Here is a 19972-nt window from a genome sequence, read left to right as displayed (position 1 = left end):
TGCGTATTAGCAGAGATGTTTTATCCCTCTTTATATTTTAACATAAATTACCTTATATATCCTTTTACTTACAGTTACAAATGTGGACAACCGTAATCATGTTCCCTCCATTGCAACATGCTCATAACTTTAAAGAGATAGAAAAGATTTTGCTAGAAGGACATAAGTAAAAAGCTAATTTTTGCCTTCCTCCCCCGCTCTATGCTACATTTAACCCGTTATATTAATATGAATAGGGTGGGAATACATATGAACAAACCGAAAATTGGGATGATTGGACTTGGAAGTATCGCACAAAAAGCCTATCTTCCAACACTTACAAAAGAAACAGATTGGAATTTTGTAGGGGCTTTTACACCTAATGCAGAGAAAAGGAAACAAGTTTGCCAGCAATACCGCATACAAGACTTCCATTCTATTGAAACGTTAGCTTCAGAATGCAATGCAATCTTCGTTCATAGTTCAACTGCATCCCATTATGAAATCGTTTCTGAACTTCTGAAAAAAGGAATCGATGTTTATGTTGATAAGCCGCTAGCTGCTACAGTAGAACAAGCTGAGAAACTAGTTGAGTTGAGCGAAAAGTATAACCGAAAGTTAATGGTTGGATTTAATCGCCGCTTCGTTCCTATGTATGTTGCGGCAAAAGAGCAAGCTCATAATATCTCATGGATTCGAATTGAAAAGCATCGTACAAATAAAGTTGGGCCCTATACGTACGACTTTACGATGTTAGATGATTACTTACATATTGTAGATACCGCTCGCTGGTTAGCTAACGATGAGCTTAACGTCGTTCATAATATGATGCAAATCAATGAAAAGAATGAACTTCTTTACGGACATCATACATATACAACTGCAAATGGAATGTTACTTTCTACCGCAATGCACCGCCATGCCGGTACAAATTTAGAACAAATTGAACTTGTCACAACAGGAAAAATCATTCGCGTAAAAAACATGAACACATTTGAAGTTGAGCAAGAAAATGCAGTTTCTCAAATTGGTTCCCCATCATGGGATACGACGTTAAAACAACGTGGTTTTGAAGATGCTGTTCATCATTTTATTGCATGTGTACAAGGAGATACAAAGCCTGTTGTAGATGGATTAGAAGGATTAAAAACGCAGCAACTGCTGCAATCCCTACTGGACGCTACAAGTAAAAATTAAAACGGATACATTTTTCAGAATTTACTTTCATTCCCATTTCCCCTTTATTTCTCACGCAAATTTCTATAGAATATGTTGATAGGAATTATAAATTTCATAATGAATCGTGGAAAGGATGGGATTAACACATGTGGAACGAGTTTAAAAAGTTCGCTTTCAAAGGGAATGTCGTTGATTTAGCTGTCGGGGTTGTAATCGGTGCTGCATTCGGTAAAATCGTTAGTTCTTTAGTAAAAGATATTATTACACCATTACTTGGTATGGTATTAGGTGGCGTTGACTTTACAAGTTTACACTTTGGATACGGTAAATCTGCTGTTATGTATGGTAACTTCATCCAAACAATTTTTGATTTCTTAATTATTGCAGCTTCTATCTTTATGTTTGTTAAAGTGTTCAACAAACTAACATCTAAAAAAGAAGAAGAAAAAGAGGAAGAAATTCCAGAACCAACAAAAGAAGAAGTTCTTCTTAGCGAAATTCGCGACTTATTAAAACAACAAAACTCTTCTAAAGATAGAGCATAATTGAACGGATAAAAAGGCATGCCCCTTAGGGACATGCCTTTTCTATATGCTATAACGTTTCCGAATTCATATGAATAAATAAAATAATACCAGCAACCATAAGTACCATAATACTACTTGCAAATAGTGTAATACCGATAAACATTAAACTTGTGCTCATTTCCACCGATACACTTTCAATAAAAATAGAAATTACATACGTGATAAGGGCAATTCCCGCAAGAATACTTCCTGGAACAAATCGCTTTAAACCATTTTGTTTTAACGTCATATATGCAAAAATAGCAGTCATACAAAGCGTAATTATCCAAAGAACGATCATCTCTTCTCCCCCCTCACAAGCCTTTTCTTTCTATTATACATGACATTGCCCTATAATAGTTATTTTTACACTTATGTGACATATAACAAGGAATACCCCCAACTGTAGCGAAAGCATTACAACATACACTTACACAATGAGGAGTGGTTCATTTGGAATATACTACTGTAGGGGATTTAGAGTTAGTCGAACGATTCGATTATGTTATGATTGACTTAGACAAACAGTTCTTTTATATCGAAGTTGTAAATCTACAAAGCAATAAAGCTGTACTAAAAATATCAATTAACTTAGAAAAAGACGAAACGATGATAGAGGGAAATACAATTCAGTACGATACTTTGCACATAGAAGCATTATTACAAGGGTTAAAATGTGTTGCACAAACATGTATTGATCGCAATTTAAGCAACCAAGAGGAACTGTTCGCATTTCTAGAAGAAAATTAGCCCCAATTAAAAATGGTTATTTTTTCTATTGATTGATATAATTATCATATATAAATATTCTTTATAAGGGAGTGTTCATAATGATTTGGATTTCACTAATCGTATTAGCCTATTTCATCATTCTCGTCCCAATACAGTATAACTACATTAAAATACTCAAAGAAAAACAGAAGAAAATGAATGTGTCACAAAACGAATTATATGACAACATGTCTTATGAAGAATCTCAAATACATTACCATTATCAAAGTAACGTATTTACAATACCTGCTTCGCTTGTTGCAAGTATTATTTATAAAGTGAAACATGCAGCATAATATGTACGCTGTAAAATTATTGTTTGAATCTGTTCATTCTGGTGAGCCTAATCCTCCGAAAATTGATGAGGATTATGAAAAGGATTGCGATACACTTTTTGAAGAAAGTATTATTCTTGTTAAAGCAAGCAGTTTGGAAGAAGCTCATGCACTAGGTGAACAAATCGCTATACAGTCTGAGCATACGTACGATAATATGTACGGTGAGCAAGTAACGTGGACGTTTCGAAAACTATTGCATGTGTTTGAATTAGACGAGACACCATTTGAAACTGGAAAAGAATTATACGCAAGATTTTTACACGTTAAGAAAAATGAAACGGTGAATACCGTAGTAAAAGCATACTATCCTGAATATGAATAAAAGCTCACAGCAATCGCTGTGAGCTTTTTTATCCTTACTTCGTTGAATCTCTAAATTGGATACGGTGAGGTAAGATAACAGTGTGATCTTCCACTTTTTCTTTGTTCATATACTTTGTTAATAGACGCATTGCTACTGCACCGATATCATACATCGGTTGTACAACTGTTGAAAGTTGTGGACGAACCATTAATGCAAGGCGTGTATTATCGAAACCAAGTACTTCTACATCAGTTGGTACATTTAATCCAGCGTCTTGTGCTGCGTGAATTACACCTAGTGCCATTTCGTCAGAAGATACGAAGATCGCTGTTGGCTTTTCATCAAGGCCCCAAAGCTTTTCAAATGCTTCGATACCTGAATCATATGTGTAATCTCCATCGATTACAAGATTTTCATCATATGAAATACCTGCTTCTTCTAAAGCTTTTTTATAACCTTGTAACTTCTTCGCGCTTCCCGCTTTATCAATGAAAGGACCAGAGACGAAACCGATACGCTTATGTCCTTGTTCAATAAAGTGCTTCATTGCGTCGTAAGCTGCTTGTGTATAATCAATATTTACTGATGGCGTTTCATTTTGCTCATCAAATGACGCTGCTAATACGATTGGTACTGGAGACTTTTTGAATTCTTCAATGTGAATGTCTGTAATATCTTCACCCATGAAAACAATTCCGTCCACTTGTTTTCCAAGCATCGTATTTAATAAATGGAACTCCTTCTCTTTGTTTTGGTCAGAGTTACTTAAAATGATGTTATATTTGTACATTGTTGCGATATCTTCAATTCCACGAGCAAGTTCTGCATAAAACGTATTTGAGATATCAGGAATAATAACACCTACTGTAGTTGTCTTCTTACTTGCTAGTCCACGTGCTACCGCATTTGGGCGGTATCCTAAACGATCAATTGCTTCTAATACTTTCTTTCTTGTTGTAGGCTTTACATTTGGGTTACCGTTCACAACGCGTGATACGGTAGCCATTGAAACGTTCGCTTCGCGCGCTACATCATATATTGTTACGTTCATCTCATCGCACACTCCTTCTATTTTTGTTATCTATTTTTATGTATCGGTTACTTGAATGAAAAAAAGACATCAACTCTATTTGCAGATGCCACCAATCGTCCCGAGTTCTTCCTTTTACTAATGATACGATAAAAACGCAGACTCATACAATATTTTCCCGCAAAAGTTTCGAAAAAATTCGCTTCTTTTCTCGTATTTTCGTATTTTTTATGAAAAAAAGGGCATTTTTTGTAAAAATATAGATGTTTCATAAGTAGAAACCTTATTTCAAGCAGTACAATAGTAAATGAAATTTATATTGGTGATTTTTCGAATATATCGACCGCAACTCAAAATATATTAGCAATTTCCCAAATATATCAACCACGACTCCAATTATATTAGCGATTTTTTTCATATATCGACTTACCAACAAAAACCGACAATGATAGGCATTTGATGCGCTGGATCTGGGAGTACTTCACAATTGTCGATGCAAGGGGTATAAATAGGCTTCTCTCTTTAAAATCAGTACAGTGGGAAATATGGAGCGTATTACGCGGCGTTCTTTCATTACTTCAGCAACTTAATATATTTGTTTATAACTTTCCACTGCGCATGGTCCCATAATAAAATACTGATTTCCATCACCATTAATTTCAATACATTTTATTTTTCCATTTTCAGACACTAACTATAACGTATTTCCTCTAATTTCAAAAATTCCCCAAACCTATTCAATATATCTTCTTTCGTAGTCGAAACTTCTTGAGGCATATAATTAACAAATCTCACCATATCTTCTGGATAGTGATGATTTCCATAAAACTCTGTAATTTTATTTAATAACTCATTATCTTCTTTACACCTTTCTTTTATTTCAGATAAATAAACAAATCTTAGTTTTCTTTTCTCCTCCACTAACATTTTGTTTTCTTCATCTAATTGAGGAAAATAATTAGTTTTTATTTCTAACATTATCTTACCTAAATCTTCATTAGAGAATCCCCATGTAAGTTCATTAACAAACTCGCTTTCATCACCAATTCCCATTAACTCTACTGCATAATCAGAAATAACGTCTTTGCTAAAATAATTTTCTTGGACGCCTACAAAAATAGTTTTCCAATCATACTTAATATGTTTATGTTTTAAATCTTTTAAGTTCATATTATTCACCTCTTACTTTTCTGAATTTGATTTGGCTCACCCGTCATAACACACTTTTATTTACAATAAAAAAAGACAGTTTAAACACTGTCTTTTTTTATAAGAAGGAAACAAACGGTTTATCGCTGTTTTTCTCTTTTATAACAATTGCCTCGATTTTATTCTCGGACTTTATCTGCAATTGTACTTTTGCATCTTTAGGTAACTGTTCTAACATACTTTGAGCAGCGAGTTGAGTAAGAGCCATTAATTCTGTTTTACCGTTATATTTAATAACAATATTCATATTTAATGTATCCATTTGATCTTTCTTATAAGAAACTTTAGCATTTACTGGGATAAAATCTCCAGGAGAAAAATCTTTCATTGCCTTAGCAAATTTATTTATTTTTTCATTATCTTCTCCATGTGCTTGTGTAAATTCATCGGAAGGATATGAATACGCTTTTTCTTCAATCGCATTCCAATTTCCAAGGTTCATATCATTCTTTTGAACGGTAGCACTAGCAATATACGTACCATTTTTTAAAGAACTTGTACTTTCTTGCTTAAAAATAGCAAACGTAATTGGGGATTTATTATACTTGTCATTTTTATGAATAGCTTCAATAAGCTGCTTGGCAACTTCAGTCCCTTTAGACATTGCTTCTTCATTCGATACACTTGAAGACATAGCTAACCCAATTACAACGCCAGATAAACTTAATTCATTTGAATTCTGTTTCCCGAAATAGTCTTGTTCTATAATATTTGTCAAAACGGGCGCTTCTACTTTTGCGACTAGTTCATCAACTAACTTCTCAGGAATATACTGATTCAATTGAAGCACATGATTTTCTGTATCAAATTGCTCTTTTGCAATATTCATTAAACCATTTTCATACTCTGCTAAATCTAATTTAGAATTTGTTTTTACATTAGCTGTATTTATAACCTTTTGTTCTTTTAAAGGAATTACAGTTCTATAATAATCTTTAGAAACAGCAGTTCTCGGAATCATGCTTTTTTCTTTCGTATCTTTCTGTATAACTTCATCCTTCTTACTAATCGTATCATTACTACAAGCTCCTAGTAATAAACTTACGACTGCGAAGGATAATGCCATTTTCTTCATTACTTAAAACCTACTTTCAACAATCTAGTTATTTAGTTTGAACTATTAACAGTTTACCATTAAATATATTTCAACAAAAACAAAAAAAAGAAGCAAGCACCTTTCGCTTGCTTCTTTTTACTTAATATTCTCTTCTAAAGCATCTTTTTTAATGTTCCAATGAGACGTATTCCATACTACCATCCCATCTTTTATGTATAACACTTGCGGAGATTCATGTTTCATGCTGTACTGTTCTGCAACACGATTCGAAACATCTCTCGCATCTTGTACGTATAAGTAATACGCTGGTACCGCTCTTTCTTCACTACAATAAGCTTGAAATTCTGTATAGGCACCATGACTAATCGGGCATGTCGTACTATGTTTAAAAAGAACATAAGGCTCGTTTTTTTCTACTAGTACTTCAAGCTCTTCAATTGTTTCAAGTTTTGTCATATTCATTACGATTCACCTCTCATACGAAGTCTAGAGCGCTTCTCTTTCTTTTCAGCTTTTTTCTCAAGTCTTTCTAATTTACGCTCTTCTTTTTCAACTTTTTTCTCTTGTCTTGTCGCACGATAATGATTGTATACTTCAATTGCCGCGCTACTCCACTGTACAACTTGCGCTACTTTATCTGCATTATTTTCAATTTCGTCCGTAACAGACTCTGATACATTACGAAGTTTCGTATTTAAGGAATGGATTGTCGTTCCAATTCCATCTACACCCGATACTACTTTATTTAATGATTGTGACTTCTGTTGGATGTCATCAGCTAACGCATTTGTTTTATGTAATAATTGCTCCGTCTCTACGCTAATTCCTTGCATTTGCTTTTCTAAACCTTCTAGCGTGCTTGCAACGTTTTCTAACGTCTTCTGAACCGATAACAACGTTCTGCATACATACACTACTAATACAGCGAAAGCAACCGCGATAATAGCTGCACTTACATATAAAAGAACTTGCATTTCATCACTTCCTTTATCTTTTTCATACTTTCCCCTATTATACAATCATTTTCCGTTTCGTTCTAATCCCTATCTTTCCGTTAGAATTTTCATACTTATTCGTTAACTTTAACATAAATGATTCAACAAATTCCACTAAGTAGGTTACAATAGGAGAGGATACATAATTAGTAGGGAGGCTTTACATATGAAAGATCCACGCATTGAAAAGTTAGCATACAATTTAATTAACTACTCTATTCGCTTACAAAAAGGCGAAAAAGTATTAATTGAAAACTTTGGCTTACAAAAAGAACTTGTAACTGCACTTGTTAAAGAAGCATATGCAGCTGGTGGTTTCCCATTCGTTTCTTTAAAAGATCATCAAGTAGATCGCTCTTTATTAATGGGTGCTACTGAAGAACATTTTGAACAAATCGCTGTATATGAAGCAAGCGTAATGAAAGATATGGACGCTTATATCGGTCTTCGCTCTGGCGATAACATTAACGAACAAGCTGACGTGCCAAGTGAAAGAATGCAAATTCACGGTCAAACAGTTGGTAAGAAAGTTCATAGAGACATTCGCGTTCCAAAAACACGCTGGGTTGTTCTTCGCTACCCAAATGCTTCTATGGCGCAGCTTGCTAAAATGAGCACAGAAGCTTTCGAAGACTTCTACTTCGAAGTTTGTAACTTAGACTACGGTAAAATGGATAAGGCGATGGATAGCCTTGTTACATTAATGAATAAAACAGATAAAGTGCGCCTAACTGGACCTGGAACTGACTTAACATTCTCTATTAAAGACATTCCAGCAATTAAATGCTCAGGTCATTTAAACATTCCAGACGGTGAAGTATACTCTGCACCAGTTCGTGATTCTGTTAACGGTACAGTTTCTTACAACACGCCATCTCCTTACAACGGTTATACATTTGAAAATGTACAACTTAAGTTCGAGAACGGCCAAATCGTTGAAGCAACTGCAAACGATACAGAGCGCATTAACAAAATCTTCGATACAGACGAAGGCGCACGCTACGTTGGTGAGTTCGCAATTGGCGTAAACCCATACATCTTACATCCAATGGGAGACATCCTATTCGATGAAAAAATCGATGGCAGCTTCCACTTCACTCCTGGACAAGCTTACGACGATGCATGGAACGGTAACAACTCGAACATTCACTGGGATTTAGTATGTATCCAACGCCCTGAATACGGCGGCGGCGAAATTTACTTCGACGACGTACTAATCCGTAAAGACGGACGCTTTGTTGTACCTGAATTAGAAGCTTTAAACCCAGAGAACTTAAAATAATGAAAAACGCTCGGGATTTTTTCCGAGCGTTTTTTTAATACTTTAATAACTCTTTCGCCACATCTTCTGGCACTTTAAAACTCATTTTCTTATTTTTCATTTCAACTTCAACATACGGGACATCTTTATATACTATCATCGTACCAATTTCATGTAATTCCTTTTTATCTTTACTCGACTCCGATAATTTTGTTGTACCTTCTTGATACATTTTAAATGTTTTCCCTTGCGGAGTATCTAAAGGAGCTGACTGCATTTCCCACTTATCCATTTTCATGACTTCAAACAGCTTTTCAATTTCTTTCTTATCGATAATTACTTTCTTTTCAATTGAATCAGTAAGTGATTCAATTTCAACTTTTTGTGCCTTTTCTAAGTTTAGATCCGTCTTTTCCTTCTTCGTACTACATCCTAGTAAAAGAAAGGATGCGGTTAGCAGAAATACAAATAACATAAGGACTTTTTTCATTTCTAATTCTCCTAACTATATAGAGCTACTTTTCTCGCTTTTCGTTTGCTGAAAATGAAAATAATATAAAAGCGCCACTGCGATAGTACCTATTAATATTGGTACATATAAAGGCAGATCCCATTTCATATATACTCTAGTGCAACCAATAAGCACAAATAAGATTTCTAAGCAAAACAAAGGTTTTACATATTTCATTTCTTCCCTACCATTTCTATTTTCACATTTGGATTCTCTTTCTCAATAAGCGCCAAAAATTCAGTCATATGTTGCGGCATCGCAACCATATGTACTTTGTATGCATTGGTCGTAATTTCAAGAGATTTCCCAACTTGACGAATGATTCTTATCTCTTTCAATACGATATCGTCATTTAAAACACCGTACTTTAATACACCATTTTCTACTTTATGCTTTTTAATAAATACTTCCCAAACGAGTGGTACATTAACAAGGAAGCATAAACTCATCCCAATTAACGCTGTCATCCACTGCTCTTTATTAGCGATAATCATGACGAGTGGATATACAAACATAAAAGCTAACGTAAGACAAACGAAAATGACTACTGACTTACTTCTTTGAATCGGAAAGTTCATACACGCACCCCCTAACCTAAATTATACCACTTTTTCCATTTTAGTTCATAAAAAAAAAGGCCATTTCTACATGACCTTCTTAAACAATATATCTATAAAATTTCTTATCCACCTGCAACACTGGAAAACTTTTTGGCAACTCATCTATACTCACACTTTGAAAACCATTCTTTTCATAAAAGCGATGTGCTGCTAAAAATTTAACTGTCGTTCCTAAGTAAATGTCTTTCAGCTTTTTATTCTCAGCCCACGAAATTGCCGTTTGGAGCAACTTATGTGATGCGCCCCACTCTTTTCCGCGAAACTCTTTTTTTACGAACATTTTTCTTAGTGCTACTTGATCGTTCCCAATATCTAATAAGGCCACTGTTCCGACTACTTTACTATCATAAGTTGCTACCCAAAAGTTCCCATGATTCCTTTGATAGAACGTTTCTATTTCAAGTAGGTCTGGCTGCTCTTCTTTCGTAATGGGAACATTGTACTCTTTTTGCTGAATATGAACGATAAGATCTACTACTTCATCTTGAAACGTACTTTCATACGGAATAATGCGTATCTTCTCGTTCATCGGATCTCCTTCCATTCTGAAGCTAGTAAACTATATACAGCGATATCGTGAAAATGATCGTATAGCCATTCATCATCTCTTAAAATACCATCTAACTTAAACCCTAAACGTTCTGGAATAGCGCGACTTTTCACATTTTCAACACCGCATCTAATTTCCATTTTATTTAATTTTAAATTCTCAAATGCATAGTGAAGTACAGCCTTCACGCTACGCGTCATAATACCTTTCCCACCAGCATCTTCTGCAAGATAATATCCGAGACTTGCCGCTTTCTTCCCCCAGCTCACTGGATGAATACCTACCATCCCAACGAGCTTTCCTTTATAACGTATGCCACTTTCAAAACCGTCTCCCTCTGCAAACTTCTTTAACCACATCGGACAAATCTCATTATAAGCATCAGCAGATTTCGTCCCATCTACCCAAGGAAGCCATCTTCTTAAATGATTGCGGTTTTGATTTATTAATTGATATAGTTCCTCTTTATGATGCTTTTCTAATAACTGTAATTCGATTTCGTCGTCTACTCGGAGTGTGAACATTTTTTAGCTCTCCTTTTTATTTTTCTTATTATTCTAACATTTCTAAATAAAAAATGTTAAATATTCACACTTTCTTTTGATTTTATTTGTATAAAACCTGATGAACACAATACTCCCATAATAACTAATATCATCCCTATACATTGTGCGGGTGCTATATTTACTCCTTCTACAAAAGAAATAATCATTGTAACAACAGGGACTAGATTAAAAAATAAAGATGTCCTTGCTGCACCAATTTGAGCAATCCCATTGTTCCACCATAAGTAACCGAGCACACTCATTCCGATTGCCATAAAGAGAATCGCTCCCCATGCCAACAAAGGAATTTCTAAAACTGGTACTATACTTTTTTGTGTAGAAGATATGATCATAAAGGCAAGTGCACCAATAGTCATCGTATATGTCGTCGTTTGTATTGGATTACCAGTTTTAATAAACCTTCTGCCTAGCACGCCGTATAACGCCCAGCAAATATTCCCTAATAAAATATAAAAATCCCCTTTTGAAAATGATAAATGTTGTAGTATTGTAAACGAACCTTGTGTAAGTACAAAAACAACACCAAGTAGTGCAAGTAACATTCCAATACCTTGGCGCTTTACTATTTTCTCCCGTAAAATGACACTTGCTAACAGCGTCGTAACAAGCGGGTTTGTCGCCATAATAAGTGCACCATTCATAGCTTCTGTATGTTTCATTCCTAAAAAGAAAAAGAAGTTAAAACCGAATACACCAACAATACCTAACAAAAAGTAATAGACCCTGTTCTGCCTCCATACCTCCACCTCAAAATCTTTTCGTATTTTTAACAAACATAACATCACAAATGCAGCAATCCCAAAACGCCATGCCGCTATATGAATCGCTTCGAAATACTGCACCGCATATTTCGAAGCATTAAATGTTCCTCCAGTAAATATTGCAAATCCTAATAACTGCGCATATACTTTATTTTTCATTGCCGGCCTCCGAGTCTTTTCCTTCTAGAAAACCGTAATAAATTTCTAACTTCTCTTCTGTTAGCTGGACAACTTTTCGCAATTGTTCTTGCTGTTCTTTTAACCTTTCTAAGTGAGTTTTTAAAATTGAAATTCTCTTTTTCACTTTCGCTGGTACTTCCTCTTTCTTCTGCCTAATTTCCTCTATAATGCACCCATCACTTGCAAACTCAGCCATCTCTTCTAATGACATCCCGGTTTGTTTTAATGAATATAAAAATTTTAATAAACGTACATCGCCTTCTGTATATTGACGAATCCCGCTATTTCGCGTTGGTGGTGGTAATAAACCTAATTTCTCATAGTAGCGCAAAGTGTGAATGCCCATCCCTGTTAATTCTGCTACTTCACCGATTTTATACATGTTCTCTCCCCCTTGTTTTTACATATTCATCTTACAACCTAGAGTTAGCTCTAGGTCAATACGTAATTAAAAATCAAACACAACAAAAAAAGACGCACAGCTAAGCTATGCGTCTTTTCTATTACTTCTCTGCAACTTGAACTTCTTTTACGTAAGCTGCTTCGAATTTTTGGATGTCTCCTGCGCCCATGAAAATGAGAACGCCGTTTTTATGTTTCTTTAGTACATCCGTTGTTGTATCTGTAATTAGTTCTGCACCGTCAATACGCTTTTGCAGATCTTCGATTGTTAATTCACCTTTGTTTTCGCGCGCTGATCCGAAAATATCACATAAGTATACTTGATCCGCTTTGCTTAGGCTTTCAGCGAACTCATCTAAGAACTTTTCTGTACGTGAGAATGTGTGTGGCTGGAATACAGCAACAATTTCACGTTCTGGATGTTTTTGACGAGCTGCTTCAATCGTTGCATTAATTTCTGTCGGATGGTGTGCATAGTCATCGATAATAACTTGCTCTCCCATCGGCTTCTCATTAAAGCGACGTTTTACGCCTTCAAAAGTTGTTAACTGATGCTTAACTGCTTCTACATCAACGTTTTCATAATGGCAAAGCGCGATTACTGCTAATGCATTTAATACGCTGTGATTGCCGTATCCTGTAATTTTGAACGTGTCATAGTACGTATTACGAACGAATACATCGAAAATAGTACCATCTGTTCTCTTTTGAATGTTACGTGCTTGGAAATCATTATCTTCTCCAAATCCATAGAAAATAACAGGTACTTTCGCTTGAATTTTTTGAAGTTCTTCATCATCTCCACATGCAATAATGCCTTTTTTCACTTGCAATGCCATCTCTTGGAATGCATTGAATACATCATTGATATCTGTGAAATAATCCGGATGATCAAAATCAATGTTTGTCATAATCGCATAGTCTGGATTGTAAGACAAGAAATGACGACGATACTCACAAGCTTCAAATACAAAATACTTACTATTTTCTACCCCATGCCCTGTTCCATCTCCAATAAGGTAAGATGTAGGGTGTGCACCTTGCATTACATGGGCTAACAAACCAGTTGTTGATGTTTTTCCATGTGCACCAGTTACAGCAACACTTGTGTATTGGTTCATAAGGTCACCTAAGAAGTGATGGTAACGATGTACTGGGATGTTTAATTCTTTTGCTGCTACGATTTCTTCATGCGTATCAGGAAATGCATTTCCTGCAATAATCACTTGTCCTTCTTTTACATTACTTTTATCAAAAGGAAGAATCGAGATACTACGCTTTTCCAACGCTGTTTGTGTAAAGAAACGCTTTTCATAATCAGACCCTTGAACAGTATGCTTCATGTCATGAAGAATTTGCGCTAATGAACTCATTCCTGTTCCTTTAATTCCTACAAAATGGTAAACTGTCATCTTAAAGAACCTCCAACATTTCGAACTAATACAACGGCCTATCTATAAGACAGTATATGAATCTTTTCTTATTTTGGTAATCATCATACATTTTTGATGTAGTGAAGTTATTCTTCCCTTCACTTATCAGGATAAACTCGTACGTACTTCTTTTTTATGTCCATAACAAATCCATTATAGCAAAAAAGAAGCCGCTATACTATGATAACAGAAAAACTGATAGGGTCAATCACCTATCAGTTTTTCTGTCTTTTACATATCTTCTCTTTTTTCTAATTGAACACGCTCTAAACGTGGGTTTGGACGATATTTACGACCAGCTTTCGCTTCTGGTTTTCCATTTAATTCTACGTTATCACCAGTAAAGCCAATATTCATTTTTAATAAGCTACTTCCTACTCCGTATATATCAACAGGTACGTTTTGAGCTTCAAATTCACGAATACGCTTCTCATCAAATCCACCAGTTACAACGATGTCTACATGCTGGAATCCTTCTTCATCAAGTGCTTTACGAAGTGCGAATACGAGCGATGGGTTTACACCACGTGGATCGAATGTTCCAAGTACTTCTGGGTGGCGAATGAAGTATTGATCAATCATCGTGCGGGACGTATCTACACGTACACCTTTTAATGTTGATCCAAATTCACGCGCTACGCGAAGTGCATCTGTAATAACATCATTGTTGTAATCAATTAATACAACTAATTCATCTTCTGGGAATTTCTTATGATATGCTTTTGCCGCTTCCACAACATCACCATTAAACATTTGAATTAATGCGTGAGGCATCGTCCCCATACCACTTTTGCCCCACCATTCATTCATCGCATGCGTCGCTTGTGCGCTCATACCTCCGATGTATGCTGCATAACCGTCACCAGCTTGTTGTGTATAATGATCATCACGATCTCCCATGAAAATAACTGGTTTTTCTTTATCTACGCTACGCGCAGCTTGGACAACGTTATATACGTTTGTCGCAACCGATGTACGACGAGCTAAAATCCCATCAATGACACCTTCTAAAAATCCGAAATTTTCATAAGGACCATGAATTGTTAACACTGTTTCAAATGGACTAATTTTATCGCCATCTTTTAAAGAGTTAATCTCAAGTTCCTCAGGATTTTTAGCGAATGTTTGTAGCAATGCAATGACTTCGTCTGTTCCGCAAAGAACTGCATTTTCCTTTTGGAAAAATTGCATCGTTACAACACTTTTCGGGCGAAATTCTTCGATGATTTCTCTAGTCTTTAAAAAGTAAACGGCAGAGAACCAACCTTCTCCAACGCGTTCGTCAAATTTAAATGTTTTATTTGTTAGTCTATTTATTTCACCTTTTAATTTTAATTCAATTTCTTTCATGTCGCTTTACTCCCTACTTTACTATCCAACATTTTCTCTTAGTATACAGCAAAACCGTTTACTATACATTTGTTTCCTGCATAGCGGCAAATTCATCCTCAGAAATAAGGACGTCTCTTGGCTTCGTTCCTCTACCTTCAGAAATAATTCCTTGCGATTCCATCTCTTCAATGAGACGTGCCGCGCGATTATAACCGATGCGGAATTTTCGCTGTACAGAAGATGTGGACGCTCCCCCTTGTTCTACAACAAATTGACATGCATCAAGGAACAATTCGTCTTCCGACTCAGCTTGTTCTGTTTTCGCTAATAAATCCTCTTGCTTAAATAAGTAATTCGGCTTCATTTGCTTTTTCACATGATCAACTGTTTTTTCAATCTCATCATCCGATACATATACACCTTGTACACGAACTGGCTTAGATGTACCGTTCCCTAAGAATAACATATCACCACGGCCAAGTAATTTCTCTGCGCCCCCAATATCGATAATCGTACGCGAATCAACTTGAGATGATACAGTAAACGCAATACGCGTTGGAATGTTTGACTTAATTAAACCTGTAATAACATCTACAGATGGACGCTGCGTCGCTACTAATAAATGAATACCACAAGCACGTGCCTTTTGCGCAATACGACAAATTGCTTCCTCAACATCACCAGGTGCTACCATCATTAAGTCGGCTAACTCGTCAATGACAATAACGATATAAGGTAATGTCTCTCCCGGAATTTCTCGCTCACTTACAATCGTATTGTAACGAGTTAAATCACGAGCTCCTGCGTGCGCAAATAATTCATAACGGCGCTCCATTTCTTCAACTGCCCATTTTAATGCAGCTGTCGCTGCTTTTACATCCGTAATAACAGGTGCTACAAGATGTGGAACAGAATTGTATGGTGCAAGCTCAACCATCTTCGGATCGATTAACATTAACTTCACTTCATGTGGTTTCGCTTTATATAAAATGCTCGTTAAAATGGCGTTAATACATACACTTTTACCAGAACCTGTTGCACCCGCAATAAGTCCGTGTGGCATTTTTCGAATATCCGTTACAATTGGATCACCTGAAATATCAAGTCCAAGCGCAACTGTAAGCGGTGATTCGCTCTTTGTAAACACAGGACTTCTTAAAATTTCACGAAGAAATACTGGCTTACTTTCTTTATTTGGAACTTCGATTCCAATCGCACTCTTCCCTGGAATCGGCGCTTCAATACGAATATCTTTCGCCGCTAAACTTAGCTTAATATCATCACTTAAGTTTGTAATTTTATTTACTTTCACACCTGGATCTGGCTGTACTTCAAAACGAGTTACTGCTGGACCTTGCGATACATTAATAACATGTGCGCCAACGTGGAAATTATTAAACGTTGTATCTAATAATTCTTTCTGTTCTTCCAACCATTCTGTATTATCTAATGCTGCTTGCTGCGGAATCGATAGCAATGTTAATGGTGGAATCGTATACGTCGGTGGTGTTTGCAATACATTTCGCACATCATTCTCTCTTTGATTTACAACATATGCTTTCTCTTCTACTTCCGTACTTGAAATTGGCTTTTGTACTTGTTGAGATTCTACTACCACTTGCTGCACTGGACGTTCTTCTACTTGTGGTTCTACTACCACTTGCTGCACTGGTTTTTCTTCCACTTGTGGTTCTACTACCACTTGCTGCATTGGTTTTTCTTCCACTTGTGGTTCTACTACCACTTGCTGCACTGGTTTTTCTTCCACTTGTGGTTCTACTACCACTTGCTGCACTGGTTTTTCTTCCACTTGTGGTTCTACTACCACTTGCTGCATTGGTTTTTCTTCCACTTGTGGTTCTACCACTACTTGCTGCATTGGTTTTTCTTCTACTTGATGTACAGACTTATTCTCTACTCGTTCACTCATAGAAGGTTGCATTGCATTTGTTCTAGCCGCATGTCTTTCCATTAATCGCGTTCTGTCTTGTTTCAACATAACAACATTAAATGGTACGTGACGCTTTTTCTCACGTTTTGGTTCTTCTTTTTGTACAACTGGTTGTTCTTCTACAATCGGTGCTTCTTCTACAACTGATTGTTCTTCTGCGACCAGTGTTTCTTCCACAACTGGTTGTTCTTCTGCAATCGCTGTTTCCTCTACAACTGGTTGTTCTTCTGCAATCACTGCTTCTTCCACAACTGGTTGTTCTTCTGCAATCACTGCTTCTTCCACAACTGGTTGTTCTTCTGCAATCGCTGTTTCCTCTACAACTGGTTGTTCTTCTGCAATCACTGCTTCTTCCACAACTGGTTGTTCTTCTACAATCGCTGCTTCTTCTGCAATTAAAACATCCGCAAAGCTTTGAACATCTTTTTTCGTTTGTTCATCAGCCTCAGCAACATGTATGAATTCATTCTTTTGTTCAATTGCTTCATTTAACACCATTTCTTGCTGCGTTTCCTCAAGTACTACAGGTTCCACTTCTTCCGGTGCTTCTGTTTCTTCCGCTTCCGCAATTACTTCCACTTCTTCTGGTGCTTCTGTTGCCGCAATTACTTCCACTTCTTCTGACTCTTCTGTTTCCGCAATTACTTCCACTTCTTCTGACTCTTCTGTTTCTGCAATTACTCCAACTTCTTCTGACTCTTCCGCTTCCGCAATTACTTCCACTTCTTTTGACTCTTCTGCTTCTGCAACTACTTCCACTTCTTCTGACTCTTCTGCTTCCGCAATTACTTCTACTTCTTCTGGTATTTCTACAATGATTGTTTCTTCAAGCTTTTCTTCTGCTTTAACAATCACTGATTCTTCTGGTGCTTGTTTTTCTACTTCAATAGTAGGCTGTTCTATTTCTGTATTACGTTTCATTTCTTCTGATAATATTGTATCCTCGTGCTCTACTTTAGAAGCTAATGATTCTGTTTGTAGAACATTTTCTACCACTACATCTTTTTCTTGCTTCGCATCTTCCATACGCTCAGCAATTGTTTCATGAAGTAATTCAGCCGCTGGAACTTCCTGCGGTGCACTCATTTCTTGAACCACTTCTTTTTCTTCTACTATAGGCTCTTGGCGTTCAATTTCATAACCGTTTTTCTCTAGCCATTGATCGACAACTGACTTTTCTTCCTTTTTACTCTGTTGATCTTGCTGATCAACTCTTTCATGACTGGAAGAAGTCGGTGCTTGTCCTTCTGAGAAATGGGATAATGTATATCCTTTTTTCTCTAACCATGCATCAACGACTGATTTGCCCTCTACAGATATTTCAAGGTCTTCTCTTTCCTTTACTTCCTCCTGCTTTTCTTCCTTTTTCTCTACTGAAGGACGATTATATCCGTAAATTGGCGAAATCATTTCTGTTGGACGAAATGGTCTACGGTTACTTTCTTGCGCTGGTGTAGATGCTTTCTTTACGACAGGCTCTTGCTCCGGTTCATATTGCATTTCCGGCTCTTCATATGTAGAAACTACCTTCTCCACATACTGTCGTCTGCTTCTTTCCACTTTGATTCCTCTTTGAATAGGCTGATTTTCATACGTTACAGCTTGAACAGGCTGTTCTTCAAAATGCCCTGTTTCTATAACATCTTCTTCGTCGAACCCATTATCCGGTACTAATGGAAAACGGCATTTACCTGCATTCCTACTTGCCATTTGTGCTTCTCTTGCTTCGGTGTAGTGGTTTACACGAGGAATTTTCGGCTGACTTTCAACTTGCTTTTGTACTTCTTTATTCATCGCTGTTTGTTCTTCCTCTTTGTTAAACAGCTTTTTCATCCAATCTAACATGCTTACCACTCTTTCTACTAAATAGTAACATCCTTTATTGTATCAGCATTCGGCAAAAAGTGCAGGTAAAATTAAGCATGTCATATTTATCCATAATATTCTAATTTACGAGTGTTTTCATATGGAAAAACGCAGCCTTACATGTAAGACTGCGTTTAAGCTTTACTCTTCCGATACTCATCTACACTATCCGTTACACTTTGCAATAAAGAATTTACATACTGCGGGTCAGATAATTTTTTATCTTCTTCATGGTTTGACATAAACCCAAGTTCTAATAGTACGCCAGGTACTTTGGCCCAATTAAATCCAGAAAGATCATCCCTGAATTTAATTCCATTTACTTTCACTTGATGATTCTCTCTCATTTTATTTACTATCGTTTGAGAGATTTGAAGGCTTTCCGCATAAATCTCTTTCGTATACGGACTTCCTTCTGCCGGCGTCAATACAGCGAATCCACTTTGATTCGGATTTTCAGAACCATCTGCATGAAGACGTAAAAACAAGTTTGCCTTATGATCATTCGCAAATGTCGCGCGTTCTTTATTACTTATATCCACATCTTGTGACGTTCTCGTCATCAATACTTGCATTCCCTTTGCTTCTAACTTTTCTTTTAATACGAAAGCCATTTCTAATACAAGAACAGCCTCTCTTTTTTTCGTCACAACACCAGTTGTACCATCTGTCACTTTATATTTTTGCGTCGTTGCGCCTGGCCCAATCGGCTCTAAATTTAAATTTGCTTTTTGTTGGTGTCCTGGATCAATAACAACGAGAAACTTTCCTTGTTTTTCATTACTCTCTACTTTTTGTTCATTATTTTGCACTGGTTGCTCTGCTGGCTGCGCTGGCGTAGATTCCTCTTTCTTTTCTTCGGCCGGCACTTCCTCCTGCTTTTGCTCCACTTGCTCATTTGTTTGAACTGCTTGCGGTTCTTCTTTCTTTTCTTGTTCTTCTTGCTGCTTTTCTACCGGTGCGTCTACCTTTTTATTTTCGCTTGTTTCTTTTATAGAAGCTGTTGTCTCTTTTTTCGGTTGTTCTTGTGAGCAACCTCCCATATATATGCCAATGAATGCAATCATGCTCATTATTTTTATATACTTCATGTTTTTCTCCCATCACTTTG

Annotated in this window: 23 protein-coding genes; 6 read left to right on the top strand and 17 right to left on the bottom strand. The window is 36.4% G+C overall.

Annotated elements, in window-relative coordinates:
- The first annotated feature begins 249 nt into the window (after window positions 1–249).
- Window positions 250–1176, top strand: a complete 927-nt coding sequence (locus ACTFRS_RS12115) for a Gfo/Idh/MocA family protein (RefSeq protein ID WP_431084525.1) — start codon at window positions 250–252, stop codon at window positions 1174–1176.
- Window positions 1177–1304: 128 nt separating this feature from the next.
- Window positions 1305–1703, top strand: a complete 399-nt coding sequence (mscL, locus tag ACTFRS_RS12110) for a large conductance mechanosensitive channel protein MscL (protein ID WP_000267012.1) — start codon at window positions 1305–1307, stop codon at window positions 1701–1703.
- Between the two features lie 49 nt (window positions 1704–1752).
- Here mscL and ACTFRS_RS12105 read toward each other — a convergent pair whose 3' ends face one another.
- Window positions 1753–2025, bottom strand: coding sequence for a DUF3917 domain-containing protein (locus ACTFRS_RS12105; protein ID WP_440024928.1), 273 nt, complete (start codon window positions 2023–2025; stop codon window positions 1753–1755).
- Window positions 2026–2177: 152 nt separating this feature from the next.
- Here ACTFRS_RS12105 and dhp61 point away from each other — a divergent pair, with 152 nt between their 5' ends.
- The 3 genes from dhp61 to ACTFRS_RS12090 all read left to right on the top strand — a co-directional run bounded on the left by dhp61 (window position 2178) and on the right by ACTFRS_RS12090 (window position 3155).
- A complete protein-coding gene (gene dhp61 / locus ACTFRS_RS12100; RefSeq protein WP_087954079.1) occupies window positions 2178–2474 on the top strand; it encodes a protein Dhp61 in 297 nt (98 codons plus the stop codon).
- An 80-nt stretch (window positions 2475–2554) separates the two neighbouring features.
- Window positions 2555–2791 (top strand): DUF3949 domain-containing protein, encoded by a 237-nt coding sequence (locus tag ACTFRS_RS12095; RefSeq protein WP_139866418.1) that lies wholly within the window; start codon window positions 2555–2557, stop codon window positions 2789–2791.
- A gap of 1 nt (window position 2792) precedes the next feature.
- Window positions 2793–3155, top strand: a complete 363-nt coding sequence (locus tag ACTFRS_RS12090) for a DUF4288 domain-containing protein (protein ID WP_139866417.1) — start codon at window positions 2793–2795, stop codon at window positions 3153–3155.
- Window positions 3156–3189: 34 nt separating this feature from the next.
- On the opposite strand, the gene ccpA is transcribed toward ACTFRS_RS12090, so the two are convergent.
- The 5 genes from ccpA to ACTFRS_RS12065 form a co-directional block, all read right to left on the bottom strand.
- A complete protein-coding gene (ccpA, locus tag ACTFRS_RS12085) occupies window positions 3190–4188 on the bottom strand; it encodes a catabolite control protein A (RefSeq protein WP_001103293.1) in 999 nt (332 codons plus the stop codon).
- Between the two features lie 669 nt (window positions 4189–4857).
- Window positions 4858–5337: a DUF2247 family protein gene (locus ACTFRS_RS12080; RefSeq protein WP_440024930.1), complete on the bottom strand. Its 480-nt coding sequence runs from the start codon at window positions 5335–5337 to the stop codon at window positions 4858–4860.
- 97 nt (window positions 5338–5434) lie between these two features.
- Window positions 5435–6451 carry a CamS family sex pheromone protein gene (locus ACTFRS_RS12075; RefSeq protein ID WP_087996634.1) on the bottom strand — a complete coding sequence of 339 codons (1017 nt, stop codon included), beginning with the start codon at window positions 6449–6451 and terminating at the stop codon, window positions 5435–5437.
- Between the two features lie 117 nt (window positions 6452–6568).
- Window positions 6569–6895, bottom strand: a complete 327-nt coding sequence (gene ytxJ, locus ACTFRS_RS12070; protein ID WP_001057468.1) for a bacillithiol system redox-active protein YtxJ — start codon at window positions 6893–6895, stop codon at window positions 6569–6571.
- Window positions 6895–7407 (bottom strand): DUF948 domain-containing protein, encoded by a 513-nt coding sequence (locus tag ACTFRS_RS12065; protein ID WP_001197726.1) that lies wholly within the window; start codon window positions 7405–7407, stop codon window positions 6895–6897. The genes ytxJ and ACTFRS_RS12065 overlap by 1 nt, the downstream gene beginning before the upstream one ends.
- A 187-nt stretch (window positions 7408–7594) precedes the next feature.
- Between ACTFRS_RS12065 and ACTFRS_RS12060 the strand changes: the two genes are divergently transcribed.
- Window positions 7595–8710 carry an aminopeptidase gene (locus ACTFRS_RS12060; RefSeq protein WP_440024933.1) on the top strand — a complete coding sequence of 372 codons (1116 nt, stop codon included), beginning with the start codon at window positions 7595–7597 and terminating at the stop codon, window positions 8708–8710.
- 34 nt (window positions 8711–8744) lie between these two features.
- Here the strand turns inward: ACTFRS_RS12060 and ACTFRS_RS12055 are convergent, their stop codons facing one another.
- From ACTFRS_RS12055 to ACTFRS_RS12005, 11 genes are all read right to left on the bottom strand, one after another.
- Complete coding sequence (locus tag ACTFRS_RS12055; protein ID WP_139866415.1) at window positions 8745–9179, bottom strand: hypothetical protein; 435 nt, start codon at window positions 9177–9179, stop codon at window positions 8745–8747.
- A 15-nt stretch (window positions 9180–9194) separates the two neighbouring features.
- Window positions 9195–9377 carry a hypothetical protein gene (locus ACTFRS_RS12050; protein WP_087954074.1) on the bottom strand — a complete coding sequence of 61 codons (183 nt, stop codon included), beginning with the start codon at window positions 9375–9377 and terminating at the stop codon, window positions 9195–9197.
- Window positions 9374–9778 (bottom strand): PH domain-containing protein, encoded by a 405-nt coding sequence (locus ACTFRS_RS12045; RefSeq protein ID WP_139866414.1) that lies wholly within the window; start codon window positions 9776–9778, stop codon window positions 9374–9376. Before ACTFRS_RS12045 ends, ACTFRS_RS12050 begins: the two co-directional genes overlap by 4 nt.
- A 79-nt stretch (window positions 9779–9857) precedes the next feature.
- Entirely contained in the window at window positions 9858–10349 is a 492-nt protein-coding gene (locus tag ACTFRS_RS12040; protein WP_088326022.1) for a GNAT family N-acetyltransferase, read from the bottom strand.
- Window positions 10346–10894, bottom strand: coding sequence for a GNAT family N-acetyltransferase (locus ACTFRS_RS12035; RefSeq protein WP_070806976.1), 549 nt, complete (start codon window positions 10892–10894; stop codon window positions 10346–10348). Before ACTFRS_RS12035 ends, ACTFRS_RS12040 begins: the two co-directional genes overlap by 4 nt.
- Window positions 10895–10950: 56 nt before the next feature.
- Window positions 10951–11856: a DMT family transporter gene (locus ACTFRS_RS12030; protein ID WP_087954071.1), complete on the bottom strand. Its 906-nt coding sequence runs from the start codon at window positions 11854–11856 to the stop codon at window positions 10951–10953.
- Window positions 11846–12259 carry a MerR family transcriptional regulator gene (locus ACTFRS_RS12025; RefSeq protein ID WP_139866411.1) on the bottom strand — a complete coding sequence of 138 codons (414 nt, stop codon included), beginning with the start codon at window positions 12257–12259 and terminating at the stop codon, window positions 11846–11848. Before ACTFRS_RS12025 ends, ACTFRS_RS12030 begins: the two co-directional genes overlap by 11 nt.
- Window positions 12260–12380: 121 nt before the next feature.
- A complete protein-coding gene (gene murC, locus ACTFRS_RS12020) occupies window positions 12381–13691 on the bottom strand; it encodes a UDP-N-acetylmuramate--L-alanine ligase (protein ID WP_139866410.1) in 1311 nt (436 codons plus the stop codon).
- Between the two features lie 252 nt (window positions 13692–13943).
- Window positions 13944–15062 (bottom strand): nicotinate phosphoribosyltransferase, encoded by a 1119-nt coding sequence (locus ACTFRS_RS12015; RefSeq protein WP_000658369.1) that lies wholly within the window; start codon window positions 15060–15062, stop codon window positions 13944–13946.
- 61 nt (window positions 15063–15123) lie between these two features.
- Window positions 15124–18840: a DNA translocase FtsK gene (locus ACTFRS_RS12010; RefSeq protein WP_440024936.1), complete on the bottom strand. Its 3717-nt coding sequence runs from the start codon at window positions 18838–18840 to the stop codon at window positions 15124–15126.
- Window positions 18841–18995: 155 nt separating this feature from the next.
- Window positions 18996–19952, bottom strand: coding sequence for an N-acetylmuramoyl-L-alanine amidase (locus ACTFRS_RS12005; protein ID WP_139866408.1), 957 nt, complete (start codon window positions 19950–19952; stop codon window positions 18996–18998).
- Window positions 19953–19972: the final 20 nt, after the last annotated feature.

It is taken from the genome of Bacillus cereus group sp. MYBK139-1 (assembly GCF_051916915.1).
Lineage (GTDB): Bacteria > Bacillota > Bacilli > Bacillales > Bacillaceae_G > Bacillus_A > Bacillus_A pacificus.
This window is presented reverse-complemented; position numbering and strand designations above follow the sequence as displayed.